The organism is Bacillus sp. JCM 19034, assembly GCF_001310635.1.
Classification (GTDB): domain Bacteria; phylum Bacillota; class Bacilli; order Bacillales; family Bacillaceae_D; genus Halalkalibacter.
Genome location: NZ_BAXR01000002.1, coordinates 59,514 through 81,670, shown reverse-complemented (window position 1 = coordinate 81,670; position 22,157 = coordinate 59,514). Strand labels below are relative to the sequence as shown.

At 37.4% G+C, this 22,157-nt stretch carries 22 protein-coding genes, 6 pseudogenes and 1 riboswitch; of the genes and pseudogenes, 4 read left to right on the top strand and 24 right to left on the bottom strand.

The features are described from left to right. The first annotated feature begins 27 nt into the window (after window positions 1–27). On the top strand, window positions 28–1,026 hold the full coding sequence (locus JCM19034_RS03890; protein WP_062047478.1) for a M23 family metallopeptidase: 999 nt from the start codon (window positions 28–30) through the stop codon (window positions 1,024–1,026). A gap of 133 nt (window positions 1,027–1,159) precedes the next feature. On the opposite strand, the gene yunB is transcribed toward JCM19034_RS03890, so the two are convergent. The 20 genes and pseudogenes from yunB to JCM19034_RS03795 form a co-directional block, all read right to left on the bottom strand. Beyond that, on the bottom strand, window positions 1,160–1,900 hold the full coding sequence (gene yunB / locus JCM19034_RS03885; protein ID WP_062047476.1) for a sporulation protein YunB: 741 nt from the start codon (window positions 1,898–1,900) through the stop codon (window positions 1,160–1,162). Window positions 1,901–2,028: 128 nt separating this feature from the next. Then, complete coding sequence (locus JCM19034_RS03880) at window positions 2,029–2,520, bottom strand: dihydrofolate reductase (protein ID WP_062047474.1); 492 nt, start codon at window positions 2,518–2,520, stop codon at window positions 2,029–2,031. Next, window positions 2,517–3,311 carry a thymidylate synthase gene (locus tag JCM19034_RS03875; protein WP_062047472.1) on the bottom strand — a complete coding sequence of 265 codons (795 nt, stop codon included), beginning with the start codon at window positions 3,309–3,311 and terminating at the stop codon, window positions 2,517–2,519. The genes JCM19034_RS03880 and JCM19034_RS03875 overlap by 4 nt, the downstream gene beginning before the upstream one ends. 14 nt (window positions 3,312–3,325) lie before the next feature. Beyond that, window positions 3,326–4,204 (bottom strand): HD-GYP domain-containing protein, encoded by an 879-nt coding sequence (locus JCM19034_RS03870; RefSeq protein WP_370621810.1) that lies wholly within the window; start codon window positions 4,202–4,204, stop codon window positions 3,326–3,328. Next, window positions 4,191–4,427, bottom strand: coding sequence for a hypothetical protein (locus tag JCM19034_RS24595; protein WP_370621809.1), 237 nt, complete (start codon window positions 4,425–4,427; stop codon window positions 4,191–4,193). The genes JCM19034_RS03870 and JCM19034_RS24595 overlap by 14 nt, the downstream gene beginning before the upstream one ends. Before the next feature lie 151 nt (window positions 4,428–4,578). Beyond that, entirely contained in the window at window positions 4,579–4,881 is a 303-nt protein-coding gene (locus JCM19034_RS03865) for a YunC family protein (protein ID WP_062047470.1), read from the bottom strand. Window positions 4,882–4,951: 70 nt separating this feature from the next. Then, window positions 4,952–6,328: a bifunctional UDP-sugar hydrolase/5'-nucleotidase gene (locus JCM19034_RS03860; RefSeq protein WP_062047468.1), complete on the bottom strand. Its 1,377-nt coding sequence runs from the start codon at window positions 6,326–6,328 to the stop codon at window positions 4,952–4,954. Between the two features lie 22 nt (window positions 6,329–6,350). After that, window positions 6,351–7,190, bottom strand: a complete 840-nt coding sequence (locus JCM19034_RS03855) for a DUF72 domain-containing protein (RefSeq protein ID WP_062047466.1) — start codon at window positions 7,188–7,190, stop codon at window positions 6,351–6,353. A gap of 343 nt (window positions 7,191–7,533) precedes the next feature. Continuing rightward, window positions 7,534–8,930: pseudogene (gene sufB, locus JCM19034_RS03850) on the bottom strand (Fe-S cluster assembly protein SufB). Window positions 8,931–8,960: 30 nt separating this feature from the next. Beyond that, window positions 8,961–9,394 (bottom strand): annotated as a pseudogene (sufU, locus tag JCM19034_RS03845) (Fe-S cluster assembly sulfur transfer protein SufU). Continuing rightward, complete coding sequence (locus tag JCM19034_RS03840) at window positions 9,384–10,604, bottom strand: cysteine desulfurase (RefSeq protein ID WP_062047464.1); 1,221 nt, start codon at window positions 10,602–10,604, stop codon at window positions 9,384–9,386. Before JCM19034_RS03840 ends, sufU begins: the two are co-directional and overlap by 11 nt. After that, window positions 10,604–11,911, bottom strand: a complete 1,308-nt coding sequence (gene sufD, locus JCM19034_RS03835) for a Fe-S cluster assembly protein SufD (RefSeq protein ID WP_062047462.1) — start codon at window positions 11,909–11,911, stop codon at window positions 10,604–10,606. Before sufD ends, JCM19034_RS03840 begins: the two co-directional genes overlap by 1 nt. A 36-nt stretch (window positions 11,912–11,947) precedes the next feature. After that, window positions 11,948–12,733 (bottom strand): annotated as a pseudogene (gene sufC / locus JCM19034_RS03830) (Fe-S cluster assembly ATPase SufC). Between the two features lie 299 nt (window positions 12,734–13,032). Then, window positions 13,033–13,416: a carboxymuconolactone decarboxylase family protein gene (locus JCM19034_RS03825; RefSeq protein WP_062047460.1), complete on the bottom strand. Its 384-nt coding sequence runs from the start codon at window positions 13,414–13,416 to the stop codon at window positions 13,033–13,035. Window positions 13,417–14,087: 671 nt separating this feature from the next. Beyond that, complete coding sequence (locus JCM19034_RS03820) at window positions 14,088–14,945, bottom strand: MetQ/NlpA family ABC transporter substrate-binding protein (RefSeq protein WP_062047458.1); 858 nt, start codon at window positions 14,943–14,945, stop codon at window positions 14,088–14,090. A gap of 16 nt (window positions 14,946–14,961) precedes the next feature. Next, window positions 14,962–15,624: pseudogene (locus tag JCM19034_RS03815) on the bottom strand (methionine ABC transporter permease). Beyond that, window positions 15,621–16,640, bottom strand: a complete 1,020-nt coding sequence (locus JCM19034_RS03810; protein ID WP_062047456.1) for a methionine ABC transporter ATP-binding protein — start codon at window positions 16,638–16,640, stop codon at window positions 15,621–15,623. The pseudogene JCM19034_RS03815 and the gene JCM19034_RS03810 overlap by 4 nt, the downstream one beginning before the upstream one ends. A 126-nt stretch (window positions 16,641–16,766) precedes the next feature. Continuing rightward, a riboswitch (SAM riboswitch) is annotated at window positions 16,767–16,885 on the bottom strand. 179 nt (window positions 16,886–17,064) lie between these two features. After that, window positions 17,065–17,304: a YusG family protein gene (locus JCM19034_RS03805; RefSeq protein ID WP_231686801.1), complete on the bottom strand. Its 240-nt coding sequence runs from the start codon at window positions 17,302–17,304 to the stop codon at window positions 17,065–17,067. 130 nt (window positions 17,305–17,434) lie between these two features. Beyond that, the gene (gene gcvH / locus JCM19034_RS03800; RefSeq protein WP_062047452.1) at window positions 17,435–17,821 is read right to left on the bottom strand and encodes a glycine cleavage system protein GcvH; all 387 of its coding nucleotides are present in this window, start codon (window positions 17,819–17,821) and stop codon (window positions 17,435–17,437) included. A 54-nt stretch (window positions 17,822–17,875) separates the two neighbouring features. After that, window positions 17,876–18,231: pseudogene (locus tag JCM19034_RS03795) on the bottom strand (arsenate reductase family protein). A gap of 188 nt (window positions 18,232–18,419) precedes the next feature. On the opposite strand from JCM19034_RS03795, the gene JCM19034_RS03790 reads away from it, so the two are divergent. From JCM19034_RS03790 to JCM19034_RS03780, 3 genes are all read left to right on the top strand, one after another. Further along, entirely contained in the window at window positions 18,420–18,704 is a 285-nt protein-coding gene (locus JCM19034_RS03790) for a hypothetical protein (protein ID WP_062047450.1), read from the top strand. A gap of 12 nt (window positions 18,705–18,716) precedes the next feature. Beyond that, window positions 18,717–19,040 (top strand): spore coat protein, encoded by a 324-nt coding sequence (locus tag JCM19034_RS03785; protein WP_062047448.1) that lies wholly within the window; start codon window positions 18,717–18,719, stop codon window positions 19,038–19,040. 153 nt (window positions 19,041–19,193) lie between these two features. Beyond that, window positions 19,194–19,595: a secondary thiamine-phosphate synthase enzyme YjbQ gene (locus JCM19034_RS03780; protein ID WP_062047446.1), complete on the top strand. Its 402-nt coding sequence runs from the start codon at window positions 19,194–19,196 to the stop codon at window positions 19,593–19,595. Window positions 19,596–19,645: 50 nt separating this feature from the next. Here JCM19034_RS03780 and JCM19034_RS03775 read toward each other — a convergent pair whose 3' ends face one another. From JCM19034_RS03775 to JCM19034_RS24590, 4 genes and pseudogenes are all read right to left on the bottom strand, one after another. Beyond that, complete coding sequence (locus JCM19034_RS03775; protein WP_062047444.1) at window positions 19,646–20,287, bottom strand: ABC transporter permease; 642 nt, start codon at window positions 20,285–20,287, stop codon at window positions 19,646–19,648. A 131-nt stretch (window positions 20,288–20,418) separates the two neighbouring features. Beyond that, a complete protein-coding gene (locus tag JCM19034_RS03770; protein WP_062047443.1) occupies window positions 20,419–20,910 on the bottom strand; it encodes an ABC transporter permease in 492 nt (163 codons plus the stop codon). Window position 20,911: 1 nt separating this feature from the next. Then, window positions 20,912–21,596: pseudogene (locus JCM19034_RS03765) on the bottom strand (ABC transporter ATP-binding protein). Between the two features lie 352 nt (window positions 21,597–21,948). Then, complete coding sequence (locus JCM19034_RS24590) at window positions 21,949–22,098, bottom strand: LPXTG cell wall anchor domain-containing protein (RefSeq protein ID WP_370621823.1); 150 nt, start codon at window positions 22,096–22,098, stop codon at window positions 21,949–21,951. Between the last annotated feature and the right edge of the window lie 59 nt (window positions 22,099–22,157).

Below are 22,157 nucleotides of genomic sequence, written 5' to 3'. Positions count from 1 at the left end.
GTAGAGTGGCAAGGAAAGGAGTATTTTATGTCTATTACAAAATCTATTCTCATTTTGACCTGTTTTATTCTAATATCATCACCCTTGACTGCTCTTGCACAAGAAAAAGAAGAATTATCGATCGAGGACATTTACAAAAATCGAAAGGCACTATACCTTAAAACAGAAACTGTCACAAATGTCCCATGGTATTATCTTGCCGCTGTAGATACATTTGAACGTGGCTTGCGAAGAGCTAGGAAGGATCGGCCGAAAGAAGAAGGATTTATTGCGATTTATTATTCAGAAGAAGAATGGGCCGGTGCAACTAATCCTAACCCTAATGATACTAACCTAGCTTCCATACAATTTTTCGGAGGGGTCGGTTTAGATGGTGATGGTGATGGCAAGGCTGATCGAAAAAATGATGAAGATGTCCTTTATACGTTTGCACACTATTTAGGAGAGTACGGTGTAAACGAAGCAGATTTTAAAATCGCATTATGGGAGCGATATAAGCGAGTTCAGTCAGTCAATATTCCATTTGGGCACGCAAAAGTTTATCAAAAGTTTGGAACACTAGATCTCGATGACCATGCTTTTCCGATGCCTTTACATCATAATTACAGCTATAGAAGTACTTGGGGAGACCGCAGAGGTTGGGGTGGAAGACGCATCCATGAAGGAACAGATATTTTTGCAAATTATAACGTTCCAATTCTTGCGACCTCATATGGGATCGTTGAAATAAAAGGCTGGAACAAATACGGAGGGTGGCGCATTGGTATTCGCGATCTAAATAATGTTTATCATTATTACGCTCACCTTAGTGGATTTGAGAAAGGAATAAAGCAAGGAACCGTTGTCGCACCAGGAGATGTGATTGGTTACTGTGGAAGTTCAGGCTACGGAAAACCAGGAACACAAGGGAAATTCCCACCTCATCTTCATTATGGTATGTACCGAGATAACGGTTATAGCGAATGGTCTTTTGATCCTTATCCATCATTACGAAAATGGGAAAGAGAAACACGTCAGAACCGATAAGAACGTCACAGGAGATAAAGAAGTCTAACATAAATTATCTGAGAGTACTTCGTATTGTTTCGTTTTTGTTGTGATGCCATTAAGCTAACTGTCCCAAAAGGTGAATTTAAACACCTTCTGGGACAGTTGTTTTTTAATTTGATATATCTGATGGAATAACGAGCCCACCACCGCTTGAATAAACATCTGGTACTTCCCCAGGAATTGTTACTAATCCAATAGGAATCGTAGTACTAACTGCTTCTGTATTTGTCGCAAATGGAATAACAATTTTCACGTCAACCTCGATATGAAAATTAACTTGAATTGTCGTATTATTGATCCCAGTATTAATTATTTGTGCATCTAAATCTGTTTGCACATCACCTATAGCAGAGAATCTTACTGGTATTTGCGGACCTAACTGTGCTAATAAAACATTTTTCGTTGCCTGCCCTAAAGGAATCCGATAAATAATGCCACCCTCACCATCCAATTCATCTTCATAACTTGGTAAAAATACTTCTCCTCGCTCAATAGCTTTTAAATGATTTTGTACTAACTGTTGAGATTCCTGTACAACTTGATTATAAATTTGCGTATTAAATTGTATTGAACGAATTGTCCCGTCTTCGGCTATATCCTTAATAAATAAATCCTGCTGATCTAATTCTGCTGTTATTCGAGAATTCACAGCATCACTTATAGCTTTTGTAGCAATGACCTTTGTTTCTGTTGTAGCTATATGGATAAGCGTTGGTCGAATCCCTTGGTCCACGATCCAAAGGCCTTGAACGGTTAAAATTATAAAAATAATAAACGATAAAAGCAGAACATACCGAAATGGCAGCGGGCCTTTATTAGTCCTCGGTCGTATTTTTCTAGGTGTTCTCACGCCCAAAAACCCCCTTTGCCCAATATATATGCAGACAAGGGGGATAGCTTGATAAAAATATGTACAAAACACCCTTTTAACGACGAAGGCACTAAAAAGCCTAATTACTGCTTATTTAGTGCCAACACTTAAGAACGGTGAACGCGCTCATATATCCGAAATTCATGTTGATGCTTGTTCTTTTCATCAATTATTCCAGGCTCACTTGAAATGAGACGCCATTCTTGTTCATTAATTACAGGGAAATACGTATCAGCTTTAAACGTATCGTCAATATACGTAATATAAAGGCGATCAACCATATCCCAAAAAAGGTTAAAAATGTCGGTTCCACCGATAATAAAAGTTTCCGTTTCAGCTGATGTCATGTTTAGTAATTCCTCTTTAGTATGGATAACTTCGCATCCCTCAGCCATAAATGATTTATTACGGGTAATAATGATATTTCGGCGTTTAGGCAATGGTCGTCCAATCGAATCATATGTCTTCCTGCCCATCACAATTGTATGACCTGTTGTAACTCGTTTAAAAAAAGCTAAGTCATTAGGTAAATGCCACGGTAGATCATTTTGATAGCCGATCGCACGATTACGATCCATTGCAAAAATAAAAGAGATCATACCGATACAGCCCCTTTTATGTGTGGATGTGGATCATAGTCAACTAATTGAAAATCATCAAACTCAAAGTCAAAAATAGACGTTCTCTTAGAGTTAATCTGCATTTTTGGCAGCTCTCTCGGTTCTCTAGTTAATTGCAGTTTTACTTGATCAACATGATTTAAGTAAATATGAGCATCGCCAAATGTATGGACAAATTCACCTGGCTTTAATCCGGTTACTTGTGCCATCATCATCGTTAAGAGGGCATACGAAGCGATATTAAACGGTACACCAAGAAATATGTCGGCACTTCGCTGGTATAGTTGGCAGGATAACCTTCCATTATTTACGTAAAATTGAAATAAACAATGACAAGGAGCTAACGCCATTTCATCAATTTCAGCTACATTCCAAGCATTCACAATGAGCCGTCTTGAATCTGGATTTGTCTTAATTTGTTCGATAACTTCACTAATCTGATCAACCGTCTTTCCATTGGCCCCTTCCCAAGAACGCCATTGCTTCCCATACACTGGGCCAAGCTCGCCATTCTCATCAGCCCATTCATTCCATATCCGCACACCATTTTCCTGTAAATAGGCAATATTCGTTTCGCCTTTTAAAAACCATAATAATTCATATATTATTGAGCGTAAATGAAGTTTTTTTGTCGTTAGCAATGGAAAACCTTTTTCTAAATCAAATCTCATTTGATAACCGAAAGTGCTAATCGTTCCTGTTCCAGTTCGGTCTGATTTTTCATCTCCATTTTCAAGTACATGTTTGCATAAATGTAAATATTGTTCCATAATTATACCCCTTACTAAACTGTGTTGGCTAATATAGATTCCATTTTCACGATTGTTACATCTAATTGTTTCGACAAATCAAGGTCGTAGCATTCTAGAAGGTCTTTTCCATCTTCTGATATAATTCTAACAATTGGGTGTGTTGTTAATTGTTTATTTTGCTTAATCACAATTCCTTCCCTACCATCACTTAGAGTAACAGAAAGGCCTTCTGGATACAATGCTACAACTCTCCTAAATGCTTCAACAAGTGATTGGTCAAATTGGGTTCCTGCCCCTGCATAAAGAAGTTCAAGTGCTTCATTTGGAAGCATTGCTTTTCGATATACACGATGTGATGTTACAGCATCAAAAACATCGGCAATCGCGATGATCTTCGCATATTCATGTATTTCGTTCTTCATGATTCCTCTAGGATAACCAGATCCATCTAATCGCTCATGATGCTGAAAGGCACAATGAGCTACTAATAAAGGGATATCGTGTTGTTTACGTAAATATTCAAAACCTTCATTCGTGTGTGATTGAATAATCTTAAATTCTGGATCAGTTAATCGATCTGGCTTATTTAAAATGTCTAACGGAAGCATCATTTTGCCAACATCGTGTAATATCGCCCCAAGACCTATCTCCCCAAGTTGCTTCTCATTAAAATTTAGCTCCATTGCAAGGCGTAACGTATATACAGTTACATTTAACGAGTGTGTAAATATATAGTTATCATATGTAACGATATCAGATAGAATCGACAATGCTTGCTGATTGCTTTTTAAATCATTTAGTATATCCTGAATCACTTTACTAAAGTCTTTATTTAACTTTGGGTATTTAAATGCCTTGTTTAACGTCGTTTGATCAACAATTGTACTGAATTCATCCTTAATTGTTTTCATTGCCTTTTTGCTTTGTTTTTTTTTGCAAGACATCTTCAATTTCAATATCAGCAGTACGCTCATCTTTAATATAAATAAATGAAATACCAAGATCATGTAAACGTTTTATGATCCGACTAGTCAGCGCAACCCCTTCATGAAGGAGGACTTGTCCTTGATCGTTATGTATTGTTTTACCTAAAATATCTCCCTCACTAACTGATTGAGTAGAAACTAGTCTCATGATGTACTGCTCCTTTTCATAACGAAATATTCATTTTAAGTTACATCATAATTAGTCATTTCGTCCTTAATTTTTGAAACAATTTGACGAAAAAACTTAAAAATGTGTAAAGAAACAGTTCAAGAGCCTATTTCTTTACACGTTTCGACATTTATTTCATTTTTAATAGAGCTTCTTTCCCAATTAAACCTGGTACAATTCCTAGTTGTTCTGCCTCCAACGTAACAGATTCTAGTGGAGCATCAAGTAATTGTTCTATCGTTCTCACACCAACTGCACGACCTGCAACAATTTTTCGGTCTTTTAATTTCTCATTCAATAATGCAACATCAAGAGCACCACACATAATGTAACCGACATCATTCATTACAGCCATAAAGTTTGTTTTAGGTAGCTTTAATGTAACTGCAATAAATGTTTCACCTTCAATTTGAATTGGCGTCATGTTAAACACAAGACCCACTTCCTTTCATTCATATCACGTTCTATTGTACGGTATGAATGTTTACATTTTTATGTGCTAGTTACGAGGACCCAATTTCTTTTATTGTGAATTCCAACACATCTCTCAACACTTCAGGCATAAAGAAGCGTTTTTCTTCTGATTCGGCTATCATCGGGAACAAGTGGCCAAATGTATACATGTCCAAAGTAGCTAATAAATATGTTTCATGTTCTATCAACGGTTCACCTTGAATTACGACAGAATTCACATCATTCCTATCTCTATCATACTCGTATGTTAAACCCGAAAAAATGGTTTTCCCTAATACTTTTCCTCGGAAACCGAAACCTTTCAACTCAAGCTCTTGAATATCCTTCGATTCTCCGCGAATGATGACCTCTTTTAATTCTTTTCCTGACAATGGTACAACGCAAGGATTAATTGGATGCGGGCAAACACTTAATAGATCGCCTTTAGAAATAGTACCTTTCTTTAATGAGTGCAACAAAACTCCCGCATTGAGCATTCCAATTGACTGACCACACCATTTAGTTAAAGCATCGCATAACTGTTTGACTAGCTCCGTTTCTTCAAACCAATTAACCTCAAAGTCCTTTGGCAATGTTGCAACTGGTTGCATTAATAGTCGTTTTGCTTTGATGGCTAAAGTATCTAATAAGTTTGTTGTATGCTTGTCTATATTCATTCGTTTTGAATAATGATGAAGCGTTGCTTGCTTTTTTATAACCATATGCTGTGCCTGATCGATGTAAAGAGTAATTTCTCCTAAATACGTCCCATACTTTCCGGCTTGTACAATGAGTGTTTCATTAACCTGCTCACCTTCGTGCAACACATGGTGCGTGTGTCCACCAATGATAACATCAATTCCATTAAAACCTTCGGCTAACTTTCTATCAGCATGAAGCCCCAAATGAGATAATACTACAACAATATCTGCTTTCTTTTTCACAATCGGGAGCCATTGTAACAGTACCTCTTCTGGATTGAGCACCCTCCATCCTAACTGTTCGTAAAATCGACTAAAAGGAGCCGTTAAACCAATAAACCCTACTTTTACACCATTAATAAGGGAAGTTATTTCATACGGAGTACACCAACTGGGTCTTTTCCCATTTTGGTCTTCTAAATTAGCTAATATGATTTTGAATTGTGCTTCCATATATAACTGATCTAGCTGTTCAAATGAGAATGTAATCCCTTCATTATTTCCAATTGTTACATAGTCGACTGCTGCTTCGTTTAATAATGCAATATTTCCTTTTCCTAAAGTGGCTTCTGTGATTGGATGACTACGATCTGTATGATCACCAATATCAACATACAACGTATTATCGTCACGATTCTGTTTAATATATTTCACTATGCTTGACCAATAATCGAAGCTACTATGTATATCATTTGTATGAAAAAGCCTTACTTGCTTAAATCCCATCATACCCTCTCCATTTATCTGATTACTCACCAAAAAGGTCAAGTTGTCTCGGTGCTAATCCTGTATAGTTAATATTAAGAATATCGATCAATTGTGCTGCATTATCAGCTGCATCTCCACCAGAATTATTGTTAAAAATAATATAGATATTCCTCGATTTTAAAGTTTTGATATGATTAGCCCACTCTTGTAATTCGGACATCTCATAACGATACAAATAACGTACATCACGCCATTTCCCATTCCCTGGGTCATTCCATCCATGTACGTTACGCCCATGCATTCGAATTAACGTTTTATCATTTGTTGTACTTTCAAGGATAGTCGGAATCGAACCAATTCCTGCTTGAGGTTCATCACAAATGCTATGTATCCACTTTTCCTGACGCATAAAAGCTAACGTTTTTTCTTTCATCTCCTGCGTAAACCATGTTTGATTTCGAAATTCCAAAGCTGCAGGCAAATCACGAAGCTCTTGCTTCATATACCGCAAATACTGTACATGCTCCTTCCTACAATCAAACCAAGGCGGAAATTGACAAAGCACCATTGCGAGCTTGCCTGTTTTTCGTAATGGTTCAACTGATAAACGAAACGCCTCAAACATTTCTTCCTTCGTTTCAAAGGGGTCAGACCCCTTTTGATGACCTGTCATTCCCTGATAGGCCTTTACAATAAATTGAAAGTTCTTAGGCGTTTCAGCAACCCATTTTTCCATGTTTCGTTTCGGTTGAATCGCATAAAAAGCCGAGTCTAACTCAACAATAGGAAAATGCCCTGCATACGTTTGCAGCCTTGCTCCTGTCTCACCTTTATACAATGAATAGTGGTCTCCCCAACCAGCTAGACCAATGTAAATCATTTGCAAAAGTCCTCCCATTATTCATATTAATTAGATTATCATATTATAGCATTCGATTAGGGAAGAAACGAGCCATCTGAATTTTTAAGCAACCTTTACTACCACTCTCCTAAAATAGAGAGATACTAAGTCAAAGTGTAGAATAGCGAAGAGAAATCGTGTATAAGTTAAAGGGAACCGAAGATGAAAGAGGATGAAGCATATTAGTGCATTTTACGTATTGCTTGTTAATGATTAGTTTTATAAAACAACACAGCTGCAAACAACTATGTAAATTAATACAAATAAAAGAAGAGACGAACTCAATAACGTTCGTCTCCTCCTACTCAAAAAGGTGATTAAATTATCCAATAGATCCTTCCATCTCAAAGCTGATTAGGCGGTTCATCTCAACCGCATACTCCATTGGAAGTTCCTTCGTAAATGGCTCGATAAAGCCCATTACGATCATCTCTACCGCTTCTTGTTCAGGAATACCACGGCTCATTAGATAGAATAACTGCTCCTCTGATACTTTTGACACCGTCGCTTCGTGCTCAAGTGTAATGTTATTATTTAAAATTTCATTGTATGGAATTGTATCAGATGTTGATTCATTATCCATAATGAGCGTATCACATTCGATCTTCGCTTTCGATCCTTGTGACTTACGACCAAAGTGACATATACCACGGTATGTGACTTTACCACCGTGCTTAGATATTGACTTCGATACAATAGTTGATGAACAATTTGGTGCTAAATGATGAACCTTCGCACCAGCATCTTGGTGTTGGCCTTTACCTGCAATCGCAATCGAAAGAATCGTTCCTTTTGCTCCTTCACCGCGCATAATAACTGCAGGATATTTCATCGTTAGCTTAGAACCAATGTTTCCATCAACCCACTCCATCGTTGCACCTGCATCAGCAACTGCACGCTTTGTAACTAAGTTATAAATGTTTGGTGCCCAGTTTTGAATTGTCGTATAACGGCAGTATGCATCCTTTTTCACGATAATTTCAACAACCGCACTATGCAGAGAGTTTGTTGAATATACAGGTGCTGTACATCCTTCTACGTAATGCACTGAGCTATCTTCATCAGCAATGATTAACGTACGCTCAAATTGACCCATGTTTTCAGAGTTAATACGGAAGTAAGCTTGTAATGGTGTATCTGTTTTCACACCTTTTGGTACGTAAATGAATGAACCACCTGACCAAACAGCGGAGTTTAGGGCCGCAAACTTATTATCAGTTGGAGGAATGATTTTACCGAAATGTTCTCTGAAAATTTCTTCATGCTCTTTTAACGCTGTATCAGTATCGGTAAATAAAATCCCAAGCTCAGTAAGATCTTCTTTCATGTTATGATAAACAACCTCTGATTCGTACTGAGCAGAAACCCCAGCTAAATACTTTTGCTCAGCTTCAGGGATACCAAGTTTATCAAACGTGTTTTTAATTTCCTCTGGTACTTCATCCCAAGATTTCTCTGACTTCTCAGATGGTTTAACATAATACGTAATATCATCAAAATTTAGCTCACTTAGGTCGCCACCCATTGTGGCATTGGCATACTATAAAACGTTTCTAACGATTTCAAACGGAAGTCTAACATCCATTGTGGTTCACTTTTCATACGGGAAATTTCTTCAACAATCTCTTTTGTTAATCCACGCTTTGAACGGAAGATCGAAACGTCACGATCTGAAAACCCATATTTATATTCCCCGATATCTGGCATTTTTTTCGCCATGTTGAACCCTCCTTATTTGTTAATCAAAACCTATTTATTTTCTTCAATTCCCTTTTCCATCGCCTTCCAAGCAAGTGTCGCACATTTAATCCGTGCTGGGAATTTAGTGACACCTTGAAGTGCTTCGATATCACCAAGATCAAAACGATCTTCATCATAATCGTTTCCAAGCATCATATTCGAAAAATCTCAGCCATTGCAACTGCCTCTTCGGTTACTAAGCCTTTAATAGCTTGTGTCATCATTGAGGCAGACGCAAGGCTAATCGAACATCCTTCACCCTCGAATTTCGCATCCTTCACCTTACCATTCTCAATCTTTAATTGAAGTTGTATACGATCTCCACATGTCGGGTTATTCATATTTACTGTCACGGCCTCATCTTCAAACTCACCACGGTTACGCGGGTTTTTATAATGATCCATGATCACCTGTCTATATAGTGTATCAAGATTAGAAGACATCTCCAAAGTACTCCTTTGCTTTCACTAATCCTGCTACAAGTGCATCAATATCTTCTTTTGTATTGTACAAATAGAAGCTCGCACGTGCAGTTGCTGTTACGTCTAACCATTTCATTAATGGTTGTGCACAATGATGGCCGGCTCGCACAGCAATTCCTTCAGTATCTAGTACGGTTGCTACATCATGCGGATGCACATCATCGATATTAAATGTAACAAGACCTGTTCGTTGCTTCGGACCATAAATAGTCATACCGTCTATGTCAGACATCCGTTCTGCAGCATATTGTGCTAACTCATGGTCATGTTTGGCAATTTCATCAAGGCCAATATCCTCAAGGAAATCAATCGCTGCACCTAAACCAATTGCACCTGCTATAATTGGTGTCCCACCTTCAAATTTCCACGGAAGTTCCTTCCAGGTCGAATCTTGCAAACCGACAAAATCGATCATTTCGCCACCAAATTCAACTGGTTCCATTTGCTCTAACAGCTCTTTCTTTCCGTAAAGAACACCAATTCCAGTTGGTCCACACATTTTATGCGCTGAGAAGGCGAAAAAGTCACAATTTAACTCTTGAACATCGATTTTAAAATGTGGCGTGCTTTGTGCTCCATCTACAACCATTATAGCACCATTTCGATGAGCAATTTCCGCAATTTCTTTAACTGGATTCACAACGCCTAACACATTTGATACATGCATGACGGAAACAATTTTTGTGTTTGATGTAATCGTTTCGTCAACATCTTTCAAATTAATTGATCCATCCGCCTGAAGAGGAAGGTATTTCAACGTTGCACCCGTTGCTTTTGCTACCTGCTGCCACGGTATAATATTACTATGATGCTCCATCGGTGTAATGACGATTTCATCGCCCTTTGTTAATTGACTTCTACCGTAGCTTGATGCAACCATATTAATCGCTGTAGTTGTCCCCCGCGTAAATATAACTTCCGCAGTTGAAGAGGCATGGATAAAAGAACGTACCTTTTCACGAGCCCCCTCATATCCATCTGTTGCTTGTGTACCTAACGTGTGGACACCACGGTGAACATTAGAGTTATAGGAACGGTAATAATGCTCCAATGCTTCAATTACTTGAACAGGCTTCTGAGATGTTGCTGCGCTGTCTAAGTAAACAAGTGGATGACCGTTTACTTCCTGACCTAAAATGGGGAACAGCTGCTTAATCTCTTTAGCGTTCATTATTTAACTTTCCCTTCAATCGCTTCACGTAAGCGTGATTTAACTGATTCAATCGGAAGCTGCTCCACAACAGGTGCTAAGAAACCATGTATGACAAGACGCTCAGCTTCTTTACGTGAAATTCCTCGGCTCATTAGATAATACATTTGAATCGGGTCTACTTGACCAACTGAAGCTGCGTGTCCTGCTGTAACATCATCTTCATCAATTAATAAAATTGGATTAGCATCTCCACGTGCTTTTTCACTTAACATTAAAACACGCTCTGTTTGTACCCCGTTTGCTTTCGTTGCACCATGTTCGATTTTGGTAATCCCGTTATAAATCGACGTCGCTGCCTCTCTCATTACCCCGTGCTTTAAAATATGTCCTTCAGAGTGCTTTCCATGATGAAAAATCTGAGTTGTGAAATTTTGCTTTTGGCTACCACGTCCGATAGATACAGTTTTTGTATCTGTCCAAGAACCATCACCTACTAAATGTGTTGTATTCTCAGAAACAGTATCACCATCATTCATTTGACCTAATGCCCAATCAATACGTGCATCTTTTTCAACATGACCTCTGCGAACGACATACGTTGTCACATTACTACCTAAATTATCTACTGCACCAAATGCAACTTTAGCTCCTGATTTCGCATAAACTTCAGCTACAATATTGGCAACCATCTCAAGATCAGTTTGTGAAGTATAATTTTCAACATATGTTACAGAGCTATTTTCTTCTGCGACAACAACGACGTGATTGTTATAAGTCGCTTCACCTGTTTCGAAAGAGAAAATCGTTTGTAACGGTACTTCTACTTGAACGTTTCGAGGTACATAAATAAATACACCACCATTAACTAATGAAGCATGTTGAGCAAGAAGAAGATTCTCTTCCGCCTTCACTGCTTCACCAAAGAAATACGGCTCTAACTTATCAGAGTGATCCCGAACAGCAGTAGCTAAGTCTGTAAATATCACACCTTTTGTTTCTAGATCACTTGAAACTTTTTTAAACACCGCCGTCGTATCTTGCTGAACTAACAGATTTTGATCATTTGATTCCGTCCCGATCAGTGCTTGCACTGCCTCCGGTAGCTCATTAATAGAAGTAACGATTTCTTTATCGTCTATATCAAATGTTGCTTTTTGAAAGTTCCAATTTGTAATATTAGTTTTCTCCGGCTTAGGAAGAGCTGTTGTTCCCGTTAATTCTAAACCTCTTAAACGAAGCTCTTCAAGCCATTGAGGTTCATTTCTCTTGTTAGAGAATGCTTGAACTTGATCTTTACCGATCAATATTTTCGTCTCAACTGACATACATATACCCACCTTTTACGTATATTTCTTCATTCTTTACGCTTCTTGATTCACACGCTCATCTTCAATGCCAAGCTCATTTTTAATCCAGTCATAACCTTCAGCCTCTAATTGCTCAGCTAACTCATAACCACCAGACTTGACAATGCGTCCTTGCATCATAACGTGAACCTTATCAGGCTTAATGTAGTTCAGTAGTCGTTGATAGTGCGTAATAATTAAACATCCGAATTCTTCTCCACGCATCGCATTAACACCTTTAGAAACAACTTTCAATGCATCGATATCAAGACCTGAGTCAATTTCGTCGAGAATTGCGATTTTCGGCTCTAACATTAACAATTGAAGAATCTCATTACGCTTCTTCTCACCACCAGAAAATCCTTCATTTAAATAGCGATGCGAGAAAGATTCATCCATTTCAAGTAATTCCATTTTCTCATCAAGCTTACGAATGAACTTCATGAGCGAAATTTCGTCTCCTTCTTCACGCTGTGCATTGATTGCTGAACGTAAGAAGTCCGAATTTGTAATCCCACTAATTTCACTTGGTACTGCATTGCTAAGAACAATCCAGCTTGTGCACGCTCGTCCACTTCCATCTCTAGAACATCTTCTCCATTCATATGAATCGATCCACCTGTAATTTCATATTTAGGGTGTCCCATAATCGCTGAGGCAAGCGTTGATTTTCCAGTACCGTTTGGTCCCATGATGGCATGAATCTCGCCACCTTTAATTTCAAGGTTAAAATCTTTTTAAGATTTCTTTACCTTCAATTGACACTTGCAAATTCTCAATCTTTAAAAATGGTGCTGACATATTCCCATACCTCCAATGTATTTCGCTATCTTCTTTATATAGCGAGTAAAATGTAATTGATTGTTAATTCTCAATTTATTCTCATTACAATCTTATAACAAATATAGATAAAGTTCAAGAAACGGCTCCCACTTATTCCGGTTCTAACTATGCGACATTATAAGAAGTGAAAACAGAGTAGCACCAGTGCACTACTCTGCTTTATTCTAACATAAAACTGAATCACAGGCGAAATGATTACTAATAATTTTGTAAGAATTTCTAATGAAATCTTACACGGTTTAAATACTTTACTACTCTTACTGTACAGGCTGATTATCTCCTAATTCCTTCATCGCTTCCTGAACGAGGGTAACCGCTTGACTCATCGCAGCGCCACCACCGAATGCTGCTGTTACACCGACTGTTTCTAAAATCTCTTCTTCTGTACAACCTTCGTCTAAGCAGCCTTTTGTATGATAAATGATGCAATACTCGTCCTGTGAAAAAATGCTAATACCTAATGCAATCATTTGTTTTTCTTTTTTCGAGAGCTTCCCTTCTTCAAAACATGCTTCCGTAAATGCATTATACTTTTTTGCTATAGTCGGCATCTTTTTCGTGAAAATGCCAATTCCTTCTTTATAATCTTGTAATGCCATTTGAATTGGACTTTGATTATCCTGATCTTGCTGTTGATCCATCGTTTTCCCTCCTAGTCACTTTTGACATCCGTATTATGTTCAAAAATAGATAAACTATACCAAAAAGCACTAGACTTTTTCTAAAGATTTCAGGCTGTCGACAAAGACTCGCAAAAAAGAGAGACGGTCAACACGCATTTTTGTATAAGGATTTGTCACGCTCAACTAAAAGAGAACGTGATGAAACTACATGGCGATTTTAAGAAAATCTGAGTATGTCTATGATACATATGTCCAAAAGATCACCTTCTACCGGTTCTTACGACAAACCGAGAAGGGTATCGCGAGTACATATCTGAATTCACCTATTTTCCAGACATATCATTGTCTTACACTAATTCACCGAGAGTATATCACTGGATGAAGCTTGACGCTTACGACATACAGATATAAATAAAAGAGATTGCGAAAAGCGTAAAGAAATGATTGAACGTGTCTATGGCAATCTGTAACAAAAGCATGGTTGGCGTTGAATTTCCTCCAGGGGGTTGGAAAAATTCAATCTTCAATTCAGGCGATGCTTGTTTTTGCTGCCATGAAGCTAAAAAAGTTAGCTAACTGGCACAGGAGAAACACACATCATAAAGTATAGAAAAGTATTTAGACGAAATAACGTAAAAACGCCGTTGAGAAGTTAGTTCTCAACGGCGTTTTATCTATGGTCTGAAAGATTATTTTTGGACAGGGATCACTGCACCATTGTATTTTTCGATAATAAATTCTTGTATTTCTTCTGATGTTAGAACTTCATACAAAGCTTGAACTAGTTCATTATCTTCGTCACTAGCATTAACTACTAATAGATTTGGTTGAAGAACATCTTCTCCTTCAAAGGCGATTCCATAAGCATCAATATCTACTCCGCCCTCAAGAGCATAGTTTGTATTAATAACAACTGCATCCCCTTCATCATTTTGAAAAGATGGGGCTAACATTTTTGCCTCAACTTGATATTCATCAAATTTTAAATTTTTCGGGTTTGATGAAATATTCTCAATACGAGCAAGTTCTCCTTCTTCAACATCCAATTCAATTAAACCAGCACGTTCAAAAATTGGTAAAATACGTCCATGATCACTAATAGAATCACTAATAATGATCGTTGCACCATCAGGAAGCTCATCTAAGCTGTTGTACTCTTTTGAATATACACCAATTGGCTCATAATGAACCTCACCCACACTTACAAAATCATACTGTTCATTATCATCCATTTGTGATGCTAAATATCCAGGAGTTTGAAAGTAGTTAACATCAATTTCATTTTCATATAACGCTTCATTCGGCAAAATATAATCAATAAAAGTTGTTATTTCTAAATCAATCCCTCTTTCAGCCAATAGCGGCTTTGCCGTTTCTAAAATTTCTGTATGAGGTACAGCAGAAGCTCCAACTCTTAACGTTTCTGTTTCTGATGCTGTATCTGTGTTTGATGCTGTCCCTTCTTCTGAGCCTGTTGTTGAATTTCCACATGCGACCAATGTAACTGATAACGCCAATGTTCCTAATAAACCTAATACTTTTTTCATTACTTTTCCCCCACTCTTATCGTTTATCTGTTTTATGTGAAAAGTAGTCTCCTATCCATTGAATCATAAAGACAATGATTAGTATTGCTACTGTTGCCACCAATGTAATCATACTATTACTGCGTTGAAACCCTTCTAAATATGCAAAGTGTCCTAATCCCCCAGCACCAATGATCCCTGCCATCGCCGTATAACTTACAAGCTATCGCCGTTACCGTGATACCTGAAATAAGTGCCGGCATCGCTTCTGGAATTAATACTTTACGAATAATTGTAAAAGACGATGCTCCCATGGCCTGTGAGGCTTCGATTACCCCTTTATCTATTTCTCTAAGGGCAATTTCGGCCATCCTTGCATAAAAAGGAGCTGCCCCTGCAATCAAAGCGGGTAAAGCGGCATTTGGACCTAGCATCGTCCGACAAGTGTCCTTGTAAACGGGATTAGGAGTACAAGTAAAATAATAAATGGAATAGAACGAAACACATTTACAATTGTACTAATAATAAAATTGATTACTTTGTTTTCCCATAAACCGCCTTTACTTGTTACGTATAAAATTAGACCAAGAATTAATCCTATGAAGAATGTAGCCGCTACTGAAATCGACGTCATATAAAGCGTTTCAACCGTCGCTTCCCATAATTTATCAATTTTAATATCTTCTAGAAACTCATTCATGCTTTGATCACCTCCACATCGACTTTCTTTTCTTTAATGAAGGTAATCGCCTCATCAAGTACGTTTTCTTCTCCTTTTAAAGAAACGAATAATGTACCGTATGACCCATTCTGAATTTTTGTAATTTTACCTTGGACAATATTCACTTCTATATCAAAAGCTCGGATCAACTGCGTAATAAGTGGGCTTTCCGTCTCATCACCAACAAAAGTTAGTTGTACCATGCGGCTATTTGCTTCATTTGCTAAGGACGATATTGCCTCAATCGTCTCTTCAGGTTCTGTTATTTGTTTCACAAATTCCTTTGTCATTTCTTGCTTAGGTCTTCTAAACACTTCTAACACCGGACCCATTTCCACAATTTTACCAGCATCCATAACAGCTACTCGATGGCAAATTTTTCGAATAACATGCATTTCATGTGTAATGAGAATAATTGTTAAGCCAAGCTTTTGATTTATATCAACTAGCAACTCTAAAATGGAGTCAGTCGTTTTCGGATCAAGTGCTGAAGTGGCTTCATCACATAATAATACATTAGGGTTATTCGCTAATGCGCGAGCAATACCAACTCGTTGCTTTTGTCCTCCACTTAATTGCGATGGGTAACTATCACCACGACCTTGCAAACCGACAAGTTCAATTAGCTCATCAACACGCTTTGTCCGGTCTTCTTTCTTAACACCTGCAATTTCAAGAGGAAAAGCAATATTTTCTCGCACTGTTCGTGACCATAGCAAGTTAAAATGCTGGAAAATCATTCCTATATCCTGCCGAGCTTTTCGTAGTTCTTTTGCTGATAATGAAGAAAGCTCTCGTTCATTCACAATGACTTGACCATCTGTCGGCCGTTCTAGCATATTTAGCATCCGGATTAATGTACTTTTACCTGCACCACTGTAACCTATAACACCAAATATCTCGCCTTCTTCAATCGTTATGTCCACTCCGTCCACCGCTTGTACAGGACCATTTTCTGTTTGAAATCGCTTCTTGATCCCTTTTAAAGAAATCACCGAAAACCACTTCCATTCCTAAAAGTTAAGAAACTATGAATTCAATCATGTGAAATAATAGATTAAAATCATGCTCCATAAGAAAATCCTTTCTGCCTTGACAGAAAGGATTTAGTCATGTCCTTCCTCTCATCTTTCAAAGCATCACACGCTTTGCAGGATTTAGCACCTAATAAGATAAATAACCTTATCTTACCGGTTGCTGGGCATCATTGGGCCAGTCCCTCCGCCTCTCTCAATAAGAGTTTTCCTATATAAAGAATCTAAAATAACTGCTATGAATAATAGCACATGCGAAATTCGACTGTCAACAAATGAACCATTATAATTTTTGTCAATTTTTCTCGAGTAGTCCCTAAACAGATAAAAAATGTCCTAAAAGGTCATATTTGGACATTTTAGGACATTAATGGATATCAAACAATTAACACCAGCCATCATCACAGTTATCAACATATGAACGTACTTGGTTTGGCTGTTTATTTTCATATCGATATATTTTATCTTTGTCAAATTCAAACCCTGCAGCCATTTCATGCTGTAAACCTTCGTTTGTTTCTAACACTTGACCAACCTTAGCGTCTCCCATATATAAATTAAGCTTGCCATTTTCATACTTGGCTTCTACTTGACTTGTCACATCAACCTTTACAAATTCCAACATAAGCACCTCCTCATTTTAATAGAAGATACTTATACTGTCCCCTAAATGACATCATCTCATAAATGGATGTTCTTTCAAAATCACTATTTCTAATTAAAAAGGTGATGAACCCTCACCACCTTTGCTTCTGTTATTCCTGGCTAATCATTTCCTCGTACTTTTCTGCAGACATGAGATCTTCAAGTTCATTTTCGTTACTCGGTTTAATAAGAAGCATCCATGCTGATTCGTACGGAGATTCATTCACAAGCTCCGGTGAATCATCAAGTTCGTTATTGACTTCCACCACTTCTCCGCTAACAGGTGCATATAATTCAGATACGGTCTTAACTGACTCCACATTACCGAATGGCTGATTAGCCGTTACCTTTTCACCGACCTCAGGTAATTCAGCAAACACAATATCTCCAAGTTCGACTTGAGCAAAGTGCGTAATTCCGATACGTACGTGGCCTTCTTCATTTTTAACCCATACATGTTCTTTTGAATACGTTAACTCTTTAGGTACTTGACTCATTATATATCCTCCCAAATCCTCGTTAATTAAGTATATTGATCTTCATAAAAACATCTATTTCCAAGTTTGTTCAAATAAATCCTCTTTAAAACCTACCGTCACCTTATCATCCCAATAGTAATGGGGCGTTTAATGAGCATTCCATCTGATGAGAGAAGCTCTAATGCTTCATCCTCCGTCATTGTCGGTAGTTTTTCTTTTAAATTCAATTCACGATATTTCTTTCCACTCGTATTAAAAAACTTTTTAAGTTCCAAACCACTCGTATCAACCATCACTTTTAGCTCTTCCTTTGATGGAGGGCTGTTTACAATATGTACGTCATTAATTTCTATACCTTTTTGTTCAAGCCATTTTTTTGCTTTTTTACACGTTCCACAATTCGGATAATGATAAAACGTAATTGCCATATACTCACCCTTTCCTAACTTGTCTAAATCTTATTATGCCCCATTGTATCATAACCACAACCAATATGTTTCATCATTAGCAACATCTCACTAGGATAAAGAATACAAATATTCTTAAACTAATTGTGTATCCACCCAATAATGGGTACGCTGCATGGATGTGCAGCATTTCCAAAGGAGGAACGAACATGCAGCAATCACAAGTTACTAGTCAGCAAAACCAACAAAATCAAGCACTTATGCAGCAACCACCAGCCGTTATTTCAACGAAAGATCAGCTTTATTTAACAGACATGCTCTCTTGGAACTTAATTGCCATGAAAAAAGCTCACTTTTTCGCACAGCAGTGCCAAGACCAAGAAATTATCCAGGCCCTTGAGAATGCCGGTACGATGCATCAGCGACACTACGAGAAAATTTTGACCCATCTAAATGCATCACAAAACCAACAAGCAACAATACCGGTTCAATAAGGAGAGGATTTCATGACACAGCAAAAGATTCAAAATCCAGAATTACAAGTACCTAAAACGCCACAAATGTCTGAACGAGACTTTTTAAATGACCAATTAGCAACTGAAAAAAATATGACTAATTCTTATTCTGTTGCTTTAAATGAATTAAGCCACAATCAATTATATCAGGATATTGCTGCAATCTTCAACGAAACGCAAAATTGCCAACGCGATCTTTATAACGTCATGTTTAAAAAAGGTTTTTATGCGATAGAACCTGCTGAGCAACAAAAATTAACAGAATCTTACCAGCAATTTTCTGGATATCAATCACAATTTCCGTACCAACAATAGTCAGAAAAACCTAATGAGGAAATTACACTCCTCATTAGGTTTATACATAATAGAAAAGAACTGTCGATATTTCCCGAGAAATATCCATTTCATGCTTGAAAGGATACAATTCTTTTGATATGACTTAATTATGTCAAAAGGAGTGTGAATTCTATGGAAACTATAATACAAATTCCAACAAAAAGTCGTGATCAAATGATTGAAATTACGAATGACATCGAAACATGGATTCATTCCATCGGACTAAATGATGGGATAGTCATTATATGCTCTTTACATACTACAGCAGGTATAACAGTTAATGAAAATGCTGACCCTGATGTCAAGACAGATATGTTGATGAGGTTAGATGAAGTTTATCCATGGCACCATCCAAAGGATCGACACTTAGAAGGAAACACGGCTGCCCACCTAAAAACAAGTACCGTAGGACACTCGCAAACAATCGTTGTTTCAAATGGGAGGCTTGTACTTGGAACGTGGCAAGGAGTTTATTTCTGTGAATTTGATGGACCAAGACAGAGAAAGTGTCTGTTAAAAGCTATTTCTTCTTAACCAAAAACACACGCTTGTCCGAAGCGAACTTCAACCAAGCGTGTGAATTTTTATAATTCTCGTCTTAATGCTGATAATACATGAATTGTTGTTGCCTTTTTTGCTGGTCGCATTCCAGATAATATCGCAACAGATACACTAATAGTCGCAGCAATAAGAACAAGTTGGATAGGTATCGCTGAGAAAGTGACGTCCATAAATTCCGTCGTATCTGTCACTTCAACAAGAATTCTCGGGATAATCCAATTTACAGCAAAGCTTACAATATAAGATAGTAAAACTCCAATTCCTACTCCTAACAAGCCAATGATGGCACTTTCCATTAGAAATAAGCGTCTTATCACAGTAGGGTTTGCTCCAATTGCTTTCATAATTCCTATTTCTTGCGTTCGTTCTGTAACTGCCATTGTCATCGTGTTAAAGATGCCGATTGACGCAATAATTACAGCTACGGTACCAACGATTATTAATCCTGTTTTTAATGCTGTAAAAAATATCGCCATACCATCAATTCGTTCACTAACCGAATCTATCCAGTACCCTTGCTCCTTTAACGTTTTCGACAAACTATCAACATGTTGAACATCTGTCGCATATACACTCACTTGGTCATAACTATATGTATATTCTTCACCATCGATTTCTTGATACAGAAGCTCTTCTGATAAATGATTAGAAACGAATACATCCATGTCTTTTCGCCATTCTTGTTCGGGTTCTGCCCCGATGCCAACAATGACAAACTCTTCCTCAAAATACGTCTCTTCTTCGTCGTCAGTAACAGTTAAGGTAACTGTCTGGTTTAATAAATCTCCATGGTACGTTAAAAACTCAACTTCATCATCTGATGAATCGTATAGAAATTCATGTGTATGAAATCCGACAAGTAATTCGTTTTCCTTTTCTGGAAACGCCCTCTAGACAATTGCAAATTGGATTTCTCTTCTTCTACGAAATCCGTTAGTTGGGTTGAGAACGCCCCTGAGTAGGAATCCAATGATAATTCAGTTATATAAGGAATATAATTTCTTGTGACAACTGCTTGGACATTTTCCAGTTGACGAATTTCTGCTATATCTGCGTCCTCAACGCTACGACCTACATCCCCTTCTTCTCGACCGTATATGGAGACTTCATTCATAATTTGATGTTGCGTCATTTCATCAATGATCGATTCTTGTAAACCAAATCCCACAGAAGCTAAAACAATTAGGAATGCACAGCCCATCGTTGTTGCAAGGACAGTCATAAATAAACGTAATCGATTTTTTGACATATTACGTTTTACATATTGAAGTTGATCTTTAAATTGCATCCTATTCTCCCCCTTCCTTAAGCATCCCATCTTCTAATAGAAGAGTTCGATCGGCAATTTTTGCTACTTCCTCATCATGTGTAATCATGACGAACGTCATTTTTCTTTCTAGATTTAACTTTTTTAATAGTGCTAATACTTCACTTTCCGTATTCGTATCTAAGCTCCCTGTTGGTTCATCGGCAAATACATACTTTGGGTTTGTGATCACAGCACGGGCAATTCCAACACGTTGTTGCTGCCCACCTGAAAGCTCGCTTGGATAATGATTAGCATGCTCGTCCAAACCTACTTCACTTAATAACTCACCTACTCGCTCTTTTCGTTCATTCTTTTTTACACCTTTCAATATCAACGGCAATTCAACGTTATCAAATACAGTGGCACTTGAAATCAATTGGAAATTTTGAAATACAAATCCTAAATGATTTAAACGAAATTCAGCCCATTCTTTTTCTGAAAAAGAGGTCACCTCTTGATCATCAAATAGTATACTGCCCCCCGTTGCAGGCATAAATCCTGCTAATAAACTTAGTAGGGTAGATTTCCCTGATCCACTTCGTCCAACTATGGACACCATCTCTTCATCTCGAACAATAAGTTTATTACTTTTCAAAACAGGAATTACTTGTTTTTATTACCTTTCCTACTTCATAGGAAAAGGATAGATTATTTACCTTAATCATGAATAGCACTCCCCAGTTTAATTCGCATTAACTGTATGATTTATTATAATACAGTTAATACTGTAATCATATTTTTTTCTCTTGTCAATAGGTTTTCAAGATTTATTGAATACACATTTCAAAGTATCAGACGGTATATATTCCTTAGGAATTTTCACACTATCTAACCTGATCTCTGATATTAGTAATAATGTTTTAAAGAACGTACGAATGTAATGGCAATAGTGAAAGCCTATAATTATTGTTGTAAGCAAAAAGGAATAGGCCCAAGGGTTATCCCTTGGACCTGAGTTTTAATTTATTTATTTTTTCTCATTAAATCCACCATTATCGAGTAATTCTTAATGACAATCTAATTCTCCATTTTTCTATTTCGCCACATAATTATTGTACCAATTAGAAGTAGAACAATCCCTAATAGAATCAAGTTATAAATGTTTGTAGCTGTATTCGGTAGCTCATATTCATCATTAACTTGATTATTGTTTTCTTTATTCGACAGCTCATCTCCTGGTTGCTCGGTTCCTGGTTGATCGTCTCCTGGTTGCTCATCTCCCGGTT

Coding starts and splice junctions, on each gene's coding strand:
- JCM19034_RS03790 (WP_062047450.1), top strand. CDS start 18,420: ATGCAGCAATCACAAGTTACTAGTCAGCAAAACCAACAAAATCAAGCA.
- JCM19034_RS03890 (WP_062047478.1), top strand. CDS start 28: ATGTCTATTACAAAATCTATTCTCATTTTGACCTGTTTTATTCTAATA.
- JCM19034_RS24595 (WP_370621809.1), bottom strand. CDS start 4,427: ATGAGACTAGTTTCTACTCAATCAGTTAGTGAGGGAGATATTTTAGGT.
- sufD (WP_062047462.1), bottom strand. CDS start 11,911: ATGTCAGTTGAGACGAAAATATTGATCGGTAAAGATCAAGTTCAAGCA.
- JCM19034_RS03840 (WP_062047464.1), bottom strand. CDS start 10,604: ATGAACGCTAAAGAGATTAAGCAGCTGTTCCCCATTTTAGGTCAGGAA.
- JCM19034_RS03820 (WP_062047458.1), bottom strand. CDS start 14,945: ATGAAAAAAGTATTAGGTTTATTAGGAACATTGGCGTTATCAGTTACA.
- JCM19034_RS03860 (WP_062047468.1), bottom strand. CDS start 6,328: ATGGGATTTAAGCAAGTAAGGCTTTTTCATACAAATGATATACATAGT.
- JCM19034_RS03880 (WP_062047474.1), bottom strand. CDS start 2,520: ATGATCTCTTTTATTTTTGCAATGGATCGTAATCGTGCGATCGGCTAT.
- gcvH (WP_062047452.1), bottom strand. CDS start 17,821: ATGAGTCAAGTACCTAAAGAGTTAACGTATTCAAAAGAACATGTATGG.
- JCM19034_RS03775 (WP_062047444.1), bottom strand. CDS start 20,287: ATGGATGTATTCGTTTCTAATCATTTATCAGAAGAGCTTCTGTATCAA.
- JCM19034_RS03875 (WP_062047472.1), bottom strand. CDS start 3,311: ATGGAACAATATTTACATTTATGCAAACATGTACTTGAAAATGGAGAT.
- JCM19034_RS03785 (WP_062047448.1), top strand. CDS start 18,717: ATGACACAGCAAAAGATTCAAAATCCAGAATTACAAGTACCTAAAACG.
- JCM19034_RS03780 (WP_062047446.1), top strand. CDS start 19,194: ATGGAAACTATAATACAAATTCCAACAAAAAGTCGTGATCAAATGATT.
- JCM19034_RS03770 (WP_062047443.1), bottom strand. CDS start 20,910: ATGCAATTTAAAGATCAACTTCAATATGTAAAACGTAATATGTCAAAA.
- JCM19034_RS03855 (WP_062047466.1), bottom strand. CDS start 7,190: ATGATTTACATTGGTCTAGCTGGTTGGGGAGACCACTATTCATTGTAT.
- JCM19034_RS03825 (WP_062047460.1), bottom strand. CDS start 13,416: ATGGATCAACAGCAAGATCAGGATAATCAAAGTCCAATTCAAATGGCA.
- JCM19034_RS03805 (WP_231686801.1), bottom strand. CDS start 17,304: ATGTTGGAATTTGTAAAGGTTGATGTGACAAGTCAAGTAGAAGCCAAG.
- JCM19034_RS03870 (WP_370621810.1), bottom strand. CDS start 4,204: ATGAAAACAATTAAGGATGAATTCAGTACAATTGTTGATCAAACGACG.